The sequence below is a fragment of the Nonomuraea sp. NPDC049625 genome (assembly GCF_040675285.1).
Classification (GTDB): domain Bacteria; phylum Actinomycetota; class Actinomycetes; order Streptosporangiales; family Streptosporangiaceae; genus Nonomuraea; species Nonomuraea angiospora_A.
Window position 1 is genome coordinate 422278 of sequence record NZ_JBFAOQ010000003.1, and the last position, 9982, is coordinate 432259.

Genomic DNA, 9982 nt, shown 5'->3' on the forward strand with positions numbered 1-9982 from the left:
TACGCACAACTGGATCAGGCGACCTCACGGGCTGTGACCAGCACATCGAGGATCGCCCTGGTCTGCTCCCACGGCACCGGGCTGGGCGCGCCGCGCACCATGGAGAGGAACGCGTCGATCGTCCCCTCGTACCCGAGCCCCTTGACCGGGTCGTCGCCGCTCTCGATCACGATCGACTCGGAGCCGTCGCGCCTGTGCACGGTGACGGTGTAGGCCTCACCCTCGGAGACGCCGAGGATCTCCACCGTCCCCGTGACGCCGCTCCCCCACCGCAGCGCCATCACGCCGGTGTCCTCGGAGCGCAGGCCCTGGTAGTGCCGCTTGGCCCCGGCGGCGCCCACCAGCCGCACGTCCGGCCCCAGCAGGGCGACCAGCAGCTCGACGCCGTGGATGCCCATGGTCACCATGGTCCCGCCGCCCTCGCCGGGCGTGTCCTGCCAGGCGTTGTAGCCGTCGGCCCACAACCCCACGTCGTGCCGTACGGTGGCCCGCACGGCCAGCACCTCGCCGGGATCGACCCGGACCCCGGCGAACGCGGGGGCGAACCTCAGCACCGAGCTCGACAGCACCCGGTCGCCGATCGCCAGCCGGTCGAGCGCGTCGAGCTGGACCCGGCTGGCGGCGGCCGGCTTGTTCACGAAACAGGGGGCGCCGGTCTCCAGGACCCGGTCCAGCGCCTCGGGCACCTGCGGGTTGGGGACGGTCAGCACCACGCCGTCGGGCCCGGTGGCCAGCGCCTCGCCGAGGCTGCCGGCCACCTTCGCCGTCGGGTGCTGGTCGGTGAAGCGCCGCAGCCGCTCGGGGTCCTGCTCCCACACCACCAGCTCCGCGTGGCGGGCCAGGGTGTGGGCGTCGGTGTACGGATGGCTGGTGGCCAGCCCGGCCAGGACAATGCGCACGGCGGTATCTCCCTAAAGCTCGTCCACCTCGGCGTACGCGCGTCCGCCCGAGAGCTTCGCGTACCCGGGCCCACGGTCGAAGAAGCGGTCGCCCGGAGGGCGCAGGCGGGCGCGGAGCTCGGCGGTGCCCTGCTCGTCGATGCGGTCGCCGTCGAGCACCACGCCGTAGTCGCCCAGCGCGCCCGCGATCGACACCTTCCCGTCCCGCACGTCGGCGGCCACCGCCCGGGGGTCGCGGTCGTACGGGGAGCCCCAGCCGCCGCCCCCGGTCGTACGGATGCGGATCAGCTCACCGGCCTGCACCGGATGGTCGTCGACCAGGCCCTCCATCTCCTTGCCCGCGATCTCCACCCGGAACGGCCGCCCCGCGAGGCCGCCGTTGACGCCCCAGCAGGACAGGATCGAGCGGTCGGCGATCGACATGTAGGAGGCGTCCCTGAGCATCCTGATGTGCTTGTCGTAGCCGAGCCCGCCCCTGAACATGCCGGGCCCGCCGGAGTCGCAGGCCAGCGCCAGCCGCTCCACCCGGAACGGCCAGCGCGCCTCGGCGAACTCCACCGGGATGTTGCGCGAGTCGGGCACCACGTGGATGGTGTCCTCGCCGTCGGCGTACCAGCGGCCGCCCGAGCCGCCGCCCAGGACCTCGCGCATCAGGTACGGCTGGTCGTCGGCGTCCGTGCCGTACACGCCGGTGTAGCGGATGGTCTCCTGGTCGGCGGGCATGCGGCCGTTCGTGGCCTTGGCCAGCACGCCGGCGAGCACGCCGAGCAGGCGCAGGATGACGAACGTGCGGGCGTTCGTGGGGGCCGGGAAGACCGGGGTGAGCAGGGTGCCCTTCTCCGGGAAGATCATCTTGATGAGGGGCACGACGCCCTCGTTGACGTCCAGCTCGGCCATCCGCTCGGGCGTGTCGGCCAGGTTGCGCAGCACCGGGGCCAGCCACTTCTTCAGGAAGACGCCGTCGGCGTAGTCGCCCGCGTGGTTGATCGGGCCCTTGGCCTGCGGCGACGTGCCGGTGAAGTCGATGGTCAGCGGCGCGTCGGCGGCGTGGTCGACGGTGAGCGTGATCCGCTGGGCGTGCAGGCGGGGCTCGTCCACGCCGTCGTGCTCGGCGTAGTCCTCCCACACGTACGTCCCCTCGGGGATCTTGGCCAGCAGCTCCCTGCGGAACGTCTCGGTGGTCTTGGAGATGATCGCGTCGAAGCACTCCTCGACGGCCTGCCTGCCGTACCGGTCGAACAGCTCGCCCAGCCGCCGCGCCCCCATCAGGCAGGCGGAGCACTCGGCGTCGAGGTCGCCGGCCAGCGAGTCGGGCATGCGGGAGTTGCGGGTCATGATGCGCAGCGCGGCCTCGTTCGGCACGCCCTGGTCCCACAACTTGATCGGCGGCACCATCAGGCCCTCTTCGAACACCGACCGGGCGTGCGAGGGCATGGAGCCGGGCACGGACCCGCCGATGTCGTCGTGGTGGCCGAACGCCTGCACGAACGCCACGACGGCGCCCTCGTGGAAGACGGGCACGGTCACGCACAGGTCGGGCAGGTGGCCGATGCCGCCCTCGGAGAGGTAGACGTCGTTGTGGAAGTACACGTCGCCGGGCTTCATCGTCTCGACCGGGAAGTCGCGCACCACCGGCTGGACGAGCGCGCTGTAGGAGCGGCCGGTGAGCTTGCGCAGCCGTACGTCGTGGATGCCCGCGCGGAAGTCGTGCGCGTCGCGGATCATCGGCGAGCGGGCCGTACGGGCGATGGCCGTCTCGACCTCCTTCTCGACGGACGCCAGCGTGCCCTCGACGATCTCCACCAAGATCGGATCAGTCACGGCGGACCTCCACATTTCCGTACTCGTCCACCTTCGCGGTGAAGCCTGGGTGGATCGGGATCGTCGAGCCGTACTCCTCGATCACGGCCGGCCCGGCGACCGTGGCGCCGGGGCCGAGGGCGGAGCGCTGGTGGATCGCGGTGTCGCGGGTCTCGTCGAAATGCACGGGACGCACCGAGGTGGCGCCCTCGCCGGCCTTGTCCAGGCGGCGGATGGCCGGGCGGGTGATGGGGCCGATGCCGGAGACGCGCAGGTTCACCCATTCGACGCCGTGGCGGGGGTCGTCCCGGTACGCGTACCCGTACAGCTTCTCGTGGGCCGCGTGGAAGCGGTCGACCACCTCGGCCTGCCAGTCCTCGTCGATCTCGCCCGCCGGGGCCGGCACCCGCACCTCGTACGCCTGGCCGTAGTAGCGCAGGTCGGCGCTGCGCAGGTAGACCGGGTCGTCGAAGCCCTCGCGGTCGAGCGCCTCGCCCGCCTGATGCTCCAGGTCGTGGAAGATCTCGACGGCCTTGCCGAGCGAGAGGTCGCGGGTGACGTACGTACGGACGTAGTCGTTCTTGACGTCCACCGTCAGCAACCCGAACGCTGAAACGTTCCCGGGGTCGCGCGGGACGATCACGGCCGGCAGGCCGAGGATGTCGATCAGCCGGCACGCCAGCAGCGGCCCGGACCCGCCGAACGTCACCAGCGGGAAGTCACGCACGTCCAGCCCGCGCTTGACGGTGAGCTGCCTGATCGCGTTGCTCTGGTTGAACGCGCTGATCTCCAGGATGCCCGTCGCCGTCCGCTCGGGGGTGAGGCCGAGCTTGTCGGCCAGCGCCTCGATGCCGCCGCGCGCGGCGTCGGCGTCCAGCGGGATCTCGCCGCCGAGCAGGTGGGGCGGGATCCGGCCGAGGAACACGTGCGCGTCGGTGACCGTCACCTCCGTCCCGCCCCTGCCGTAGCAGATGGGGCCGGGGTCGGCGCCCGCGGACCTGGGGCCGACCTTGAGCGTGCCCTCGGGCGAGATCCACGCGATCGAGCCGCCGCCCGCGCCGACGGTGATGATGTCGATCATCGGGATCTTGCACGGGTAGCGGCCCACGGAGCCCTCGGTGGTGATCGAGGGCTCGCCGTCGATCACCACGGCCACGTCGGTCGAGGTGCCGCCGCCGTCCAGCGTGATCACCGACGGGTGCCCCGCCGTGGAGGCGATGAGCGCCGCGCCGAGCGCGCCCGCCGCCGGGCCCGACAGGACGGTGGTGATCGGCTGGTTGACGACCTCGCGGGCCGACAGGATGCCGCCGTTGGACTTCATGACGGAGAACGGCTTGCCGAGGCGGTTGGACAGGCTCGCGATGTAGCCGCGCATGGCGGGCTTGACGGCGGCGTCCACCAGCGTGGTGACCGAGCGCTCGTACTCGCGGTACTCGCGCAGCACGTCGCTCGACAGCGAGATCACCGCCTCCGGGTGCTCGCGCCAGAGCACCTCGCGCATGCGGCGCTCGTGCTCGGGATTGGCGTAGGAGTGCAGGAAGCAGACGCCGATCGCGTTGATCCCCTTGGCCCGGAACCAGCGGGCCACCTCCACGGCCTGCTCCTCCGAGAACGGCCACACCTCCTGCCCCAGGTGGTCGAGCCGCCCCCCGACGGTCTTCACCAGGTGCACGGGAACGATCCTGGGCGGTTTGACCCAGAAGTAGGAGTTGCCGTAGCCGTCGGGCACGCTCTGCCTGGCGATCTCCAGGACGTACTCGAAGCCCTCGGTCGTGATGAACCCGAGGTTGGAGATCCGGTCCTCGAGCAGCTGGTTCGTGGCCACCGTGGTGCCGTGGACGATCGATCCGATGTCGAGCTCACCGAGCTTCTCGATGCCCGCGACGAACCCGTCCGCCGGGTTGGCGGGCGTCGAGGGGGTCTTGGTCGTGAGGATCTCACCGGTCGCCTCGTCCACCGCGACCACGTCAGTGAACGTTCCTCCGGTGTCCACTCCGATACGCACGCTACGCATGGCTCCTCAGCTCGGTGACCACTGTTCCTCCTGCGAACTCCAGAGGAGAAATGTCCCACGAGGTCATGGAACAAGCCAAGCCACTAAGCTGGCCCCCCGTGACTGAACTGTCTGCCTTGTCTGCCGTGCCGTCTGGCGCCCGGGATGCCGTGCTCAAGTTTTACTTCGGCCCCATGGACTGCGGGAAGTCCACCTTGGCACTCCAGATGAATTACAACCACGGACGCCAGGGTAGGCGTGGTCTGGTGCTGACCAAGCACGACCGCTCCGGCGGCCCCAAGATCACCAGCCGGATCGGCCTCGGCCTGGAGGCCATCGAGGTGGAGGACTCCCTCGACATCGTGGAATTGGTCACCTCCCACGACCGCATCGACTTCCTCATCTGCGACGAGGCCTGCTTCTACACCGTCCCGCAGATCGAGCAGCTCGCGGACCTGGTGGACGAGCACTGCGTGGACGTCTACGCGTTCGGGCTGGCCTCGGACTTCCGCTCGGTGATGTTCCCGGCGGCGCAGCGGCTGTTCGAGCTGGCGGACGAGGTGTGCCGGCTGCAGGTCGAGGTGCTGTGCTGGTGCGGCCGTCCCGGGCAGCTCAACGCCAGGGTGGTGGGCGGGGTCATGGCGCGTACGGGCGAGCAGGTCGTGATCGGCGACACCGACGCCTCGCCGGTGCGCTACCAGGTGCTCTGCCGCCGCCACCACCGCTCCGGCCGGCTCGGCGAAGGCGAGGGCCAGGGCCAGGGTCAGGGCCGGAGCGTCCTCACACCAGGCGGTCCAGCAGGTCTCTGAACAGCCGCCGATCCTCCTCCGGCAGACCGGCCAGGAACTCCTCCTCCGCCACGCCCACGGCGCGGGTGGCCGCCTCCAGGACCTCGCGCCCGTGGCCGGTCAGCTCCACCATGTTCTTGCGCCGGTCGGCGGGATGCGGCCGGCGCCCGACGAGCTTCTTGCGCTCCAGGCCGTCCAGCAGCGCGACCATCGTCGTCCGGTCGATGCCCAGCCGCTGGGCGGCCTCCAGCTGGGAGAGCGGCTCCGGCGTGCGGAGCACCGACATGACCCCGAACTCCCGCCCGTCGATCTCGTACGGCTCCAGCGCCGGCCCCGTCAGCTCCCCCAGGCGCAGGTTGGCGTGCTTGAGCAGGTAACCGAGGCGACGTCGCGACACGCCTCGATTGTCACACAACCCTTTCGCCGGACGGCTATCCGGCGGCCAGCTCCTCCAGGCGGTAGGGAAGGTACGCCGAGTCGTCCACGAGCGCCGAGGCGCCCCGCCACCACCCGAACCACTCCCCGCTCCGCCACATCCAGTCCACGCGTTCGATGGCGGCCACCACGTCGCCGACCGTCTCCCAGCGCTCGCCGAGCTGCTCCCGGGTGGCGCCGTGCCGCACCGCCCAGGCCCGCAGGACTCCCCCGGCGGCTGCCGGGACCTCGCGGGCGTACGGGTCGGGGTCCTCACCGGGCAGCCGGTGCGGCCCCAGCCCGGCCGCCACCCCCCAGCTCCACTGCGCCTCGGCGGGCCGGGAGTAACGCAGCGAGTGGAAGTCGAGGTTGGACCCGAGATCCTCGTCGGGCCTGCGGGTGACGACCGCGTCGAGCCGCCCGCCGGCGTCGAAGTGAACGACCAGCCGCTGCCCCGGCTTCACCCCGGGCGGCAGCCGGAAGCGGTCCTCGGCATGCCACGAGTTGAGATCGACCTCGGCGACGGGCCGGCCCCACAGCTGGTCGGCGGCGTCGTCGGAGATCCAGGCGGCCAGCATCTCCAGCGCGGTCAGATCGGTCCAGGGCTCGATCGCGACCGCCGTGCGCACCACCTCGTCGGGGGCGGGCAGCTTGCCGCCCCTGGGCCGGATCCACCACTCCTCGCCCAGCTCGCGGGTGCCCACGAGCAGCGCGGCGATGGCGGCCAGCTCGGCCGAGCGCCGGGTGAGCGAGGCTCCGAGCGCGAGCTCCAGCGTCCGCTCGGTCCGCTCGTCCCCGAGCACCGGGCGCACGTCGACGATCAAGGTCTCGGCTGTGGGACGCTCGTCGCCCAGCAGGTTGCGAACGACTCTCCTGGCTTCGGTTCGTGCGTCTTCCGCGTGTGCCTGCCGCATACCAGCCACGCTACGCCTGGAGATCCTTTTCCGCGAGAGCCCTCATGGGCGCCGGGAGGCTCGTCCGATGAGCCAGCCCACCGCGACGCCCGTGAGCGCGATGCCCGCCCCCATCCCGAACGACGCCAGCATCACCCACGGCCGCGTCTGCGTGTGCGGTCTGGGGACCCGCCCGTACACGGCGCCGCCCGCCGGGCTCACCGCTTCCGCCTCGGCGGGCGCCTGCACCCCGGCGGGGACGGCCGCCGCACACAGGTGATCCTCCACGGCCGCGAAGAACTCCCCCGCCGTCCGCTTGGCCACCGACCCCAGCATGCGCTGCCCGACCCCGCCGATCATTCCGCCGATCACCGCGTCGGCGTCGTAGTCGACCCGGGTCCCGTCGTCGACCTCGCTCAACCGCACCACGACGGTGGCGTCCACCGTCCCGGGCGCCCCCTGCCCGCGCGCCTTGAGCGTGAAGCTCTCGGGCGCCAGCGGGTCGGTGAGCGACACCTCCCCCTGGTAGACGCCCTTGATGGACGCGACGCCCGCGTTCACGGTCATCCGGTACGTGTCCGGCCCGGTCTCCTCAAGGCACTCGCATCCCGGAATGGTGCTCGCCAGCACCGCCGGATCCTGGAGCGCAGCCCACACCCGATCCCTCTGAACGCCGATCACGGCAGTACCCGCCACCTTCATGTCGCCACTCTAAGCAGCCGGGCCCAGGTGGATAAGGGCAACACCTGCCAGAGGACGGCAAGACTTGAGGATCATGCCTGGCAAGATGGGGCCCCATGCGCGCGTTGAAGATCATGCCCCGTCCGGCCGCCGTCGCCTGCGTGCTGGCCCTCCTCGCCGCGTGCACCCCCGCCGAGACCGCGAGCGTCCGCCGGCCCAACGTCACCACCTCCGCCCCGAGTTCGCCGAGCGCAAGGCCCAAGGCCACCCGGCACGGCCCGCCGGGCGAGCAGCCGCGCACGGGCGAGGTGCGCCCGGTCGAACGCGCCGGCGGCCTGCCGCCCGTGATCAGCTCGATCCCCACCAGGCGCAAGGTCGTCTTCCTGACCATCGACGACGGCTGGGAGCAGGATCCGGGCTTCGTCGAGCAGGTACGCGACCAGCACATCCCCATCACCGCCTTCGCCATGCGCGACGCCGTGGAGGCCAAGGGCACCCCGGACCCGGCCGGCGGCCCAGGGAAATACGTAGGTGCCGGTAAATGGGGATATTTCCGGCAGCTCCGCAACGCCGACGTCGCCATCGAGAACCACACCCTCACCCACCCCAACCTCCGCCTGCTCTCCCAGGACGCCCAGCGCCGCGAGATCTGCGGCTCCTCCCAGGTCATCAGGAAGGAGCTGGGCGCCAGGCCCACGCTGTTCAGGCCCCCGTTCGGCAACTACAACACCGACACGCTCAGGGCCGCCAAGAGCTGCGGCATCGAGGCGGTCCTCCTCTGGACGGCCACCGTCCAGCCGGGCGGCAAGATCGCCTACCAGGTGCCGGACAAGCGCCTGCGCCCGGGCGACATCCTGCTCCTCCATTTCCGTCCCAACCTGGCCGGGGACTTCCGCATCCTGGTCAACAAGATCAAGCGCCGCGGATTCGAGCTGGGCAACCTCCAGGCGTACCTGGCCGCCATGGCTGTCGACCGGTAGGCGTACCCCTGAATCACCCCGGCGGCGGACGCGCCGGGGCCCGTCCGCACGGGATCCTCGATGCGGCAACAACCAACGGGGAGCGATGTGACCAAGCTCGCATCGCGTTGCTCTACGAGCTGTAGTACTACTTCAAGTAGATAAACTACACGCTGTAGAGCTCAGGGAGTCGGCGGGGAGATGGACGCACTTGACCTGGCACGGTGGCAGTTCGGGGTGACCACCGTGTACCACTTTCTGTTCGTGCCCTTGACCATCGGTCTGGGGATCTTCGTGGCGGGCCTGCAGACGGCCTGGCACCGGACAGGGAAAGAGCACTACCTGAAGCTCACGAAGTTCTTCGGGAAGCTGTTCCTGATCAACTTCGCCATGGGCGTGGTCACCGGCATCGTGCAGGAGTTCCAGTTCGGGATGAACTGGAGTGAATACTCCACGTTCGTGGGCGACGTCTTCGGGGCGCCGCTGGCCATGGAGGCGCTGCTGGCCTTCTTCATGGAGTCCACGTTCCTGGGGCTGTGGATCTTCGGATGGGACCGGCTGCCGAAGAAGGCGCACCTGGCGTGCATCTGGGCGGCCGCCATCGGGTCCAACTTGTCGGCGTATTTCATCCTCGCGGCCAACGCCTGGATGAAGCACCCCGTCGGCTACGAGGTCGTGGACGGCAGGGCCAGGATGACCGACCTGTGGGCCGTGCTGACCAACTCCACGGCGGTGGCGCAGGTGCCCCACGTGATCGGGGCGGCGTTCATCGTGGCGGGTGGATTCGTGCTGGCCGTGAGCGGCTACTGGCTGCTCAGGACGCGCGCCCCGATGTGGCGCGGCGCGGCCCGCGCCGCCCTCGTCATGACGGCCCTCGCGGGCGCCGTCGTCGCGGGCACCGGCGACATGTCGGCCAGGCTGATGTACGAGCAGCAGCCCATGAAGCTGGCCTCCGCCGAGGGCCTGGAGCGCGACACGGCCGGCGCGGCGTTCTCCCTCGTCCCGGGCATCGAGATCCCCAAGGTCCTCAGCTTCCTGTCCGCCCACGACCCGAACGCCACCGTCCAGGGCACCGAGGACCTGCAGCGCCGCTTCGAGCAGGAGTTCGGCCCGGGCGACTACCGGCCGAACGAGCCAGTCGTGTTCTGGTCGTTCCGGGTGATGATGGGGTTCGGGATGGCCACGGTGGGCCTGTCGGTGCTGGGCCTGTGGCTGACCCGGCGCAGGCGTGAGTTCCCGAGGTGGCTGTCGCGGGCGATGCTCCTGGCGGTGCCGCTGCCGCTGGTCTCGGTGATCGCCGGGTGGCTGCTGAGCGAGATCGGCCGCCAGCCGTGGACGGTCGCGGGCGAGCTGCTCACCGCCTCCAGCGTGTCGCCGGGGGTGAGCCTGGCCGAGGTGGCCACGTCCCTGACGATCTTCACGCTCCTGTACGGCGCGCTCGCCGTGGCCGAGGTCGTCCTGCTGACCAGGCATGTCCGCAAGGGCGTCGAGGAGCAGGCGCCCACCCCCGCCGCCGCCGAGCGGCGCGAGCCGTCGCTGATGTACTGAGGGAGCA

The 9982-nt window shown here is 70.8% G+C and carries 9 protein-coding genes; 3 read left to right on the forward strand and 6 right to left on the reverse strand.

Going from position 1 to position 9982, the window contains the following annotated elements; genetic code table 11:
- Window positions 1-14: 14 nt before the first annotated feature.
- The 3 genes from AB0J87_RS15410 to AB0J87_RS15420 are packed head-to-tail and all read right to left on the reverse strand — an operon-like array spanning window position 15 to window position 4713.
- A complete protein-coding gene (locus AB0J87_RS15410) occupies window positions 15-899 on the reverse strand; it encodes a Gfo/Idh/MocA family oxidoreductase (protein ID WP_363965685.1) in 885 nt (294 codons plus the stop codon).
- A gap of 12 nt (window positions 900-911) precedes the next feature.
- A complete protein-coding gene (locus tag AB0J87_RS15415) occupies window positions 912-2720 on the reverse strand; it encodes a hydantoinase B/oxoprolinase family protein (protein WP_363965687.1) in 1809 nt (602 codons plus the stop codon).
- The gene (locus tag AB0J87_RS15420) at window positions 2713-4713 is read right to left on the reverse strand and encodes a hydantoinase/oxoprolinase family protein (RefSeq protein ID WP_363965689.1); all 2001 of its coding nucleotides are present in this window, start codon (window positions 4711-4713) and stop codon (window positions 2713-2715) included. Before AB0J87_RS15420 ends, AB0J87_RS15415 begins: the two co-directional genes overlap by 8 nt.
- Before the next feature lie 65 nt (window positions 4714-4778).
- Here AB0J87_RS15420 and AB0J87_RS15425 point away from each other — a divergent pair, with 65 nt between their 5' ends.
- The gene (locus AB0J87_RS15425) at window positions 4779-5501 is read left to right on the forward strand and encodes a thymidine kinase (protein WP_363966592.1); all 723 of its coding nucleotides are present in this window, start codon (window positions 4779-4781) and stop codon (window positions 5499-5501) included.
- Here the strand turns inward: AB0J87_RS15425 and AB0J87_RS15430 are convergent.
- The 3 genes from AB0J87_RS15430 to AB0J87_RS15440 are packed head-to-tail and all read right to left on the reverse strand — an operon-like array spanning window position 5473 to window position 7468.
- Window positions 5473-5877: a MarR family transcriptional regulator gene (locus AB0J87_RS15430; RefSeq protein WP_363965691.1), complete on the reverse strand. Its 405-nt coding sequence runs from the start codon at window positions 5875-5877 to the stop codon at window positions 5473-5475. The genes AB0J87_RS15425 and AB0J87_RS15430 overlap by 29 nt on opposite strands.
- A gap of 34 nt (window positions 5878-5911) precedes the next feature.
- A complete protein-coding gene (locus tag AB0J87_RS15435) occupies window positions 5912-6808 on the reverse strand; it encodes a hypothetical protein (protein ID WP_363965693.1) in 897 nt (298 codons plus the stop codon).
- 42 nt (window positions 6809-6850) lie between these two features.
- Window positions 6851-7468: a carbon monoxide dehydrogenase subunit G gene (locus tag AB0J87_RS15440; protein WP_355194632.1), complete on the reverse strand. Its 618-nt coding sequence runs from the start codon at window positions 7466-7468 to the stop codon at window positions 6851-6853.
- A 116-nt stretch (window positions 7469-7584) separates the two neighbouring features.
- Here AB0J87_RS15440 and AB0J87_RS15445 point away from each other — a divergent pair, with 116 nt between their 5' ends.
- Entirely contained in the window at window positions 7585-8448 is an 864-nt protein-coding gene (locus tag AB0J87_RS15445) for a polysaccharide deacetylase family protein (RefSeq protein ID WP_363965694.1), read from the forward strand.
- A 180-nt stretch (window positions 8449-8628) separates the two neighbouring features.
- Window positions 8629-9975: a cytochrome ubiquinol oxidase subunit I gene (locus AB0J87_RS15450; RefSeq protein ID WP_363965695.1), complete on the forward strand. Its 1347-nt coding sequence runs from the start codon at window positions 8629-8631 to the stop codon at window positions 9973-9975.
- Window positions 9976-9982 lie beyond the last annotated feature (7 nt).

Bases quoted from the DNA above. Each gene is read 5' to 3' on its own strand.
- AB0J87_RS15450 (WP_363965695.1), top strand. From the start codon at position 8,629: ATGGACGCACTTGACCTGGCACGGTGGCAGTTCGGGGTGACCACCGTG.
- AB0J87_RS15420 (WP_363965689.1), bottom strand. From the start codon at position 4,713: ATGCGTAGCGTGCGTATCGGAGTGGACACCGGAGGAACGTTCACTGAC.
- AB0J87_RS15425 (WP_363966592.1), top strand. From the start codon at position 4,779: ATGGAACAAGCCAAGCCACTAAGCTGGCCCCCCGTGACTGAACTGTCT.
- AB0J87_RS15435 (WP_363965693.1), bottom strand. From the start codon at position 6,808: ATGCGGCAGGCACACGCGGAAGACGCACGAACCGAAGCCAGGAGAGTC.
- AB0J87_RS15445 (WP_363965694.1), top strand. From the start codon at position 7,585: ATGCGCGCGTTGAAGATCATGCCCCGTCCGGCCGCCGTCGCCTGCGTG.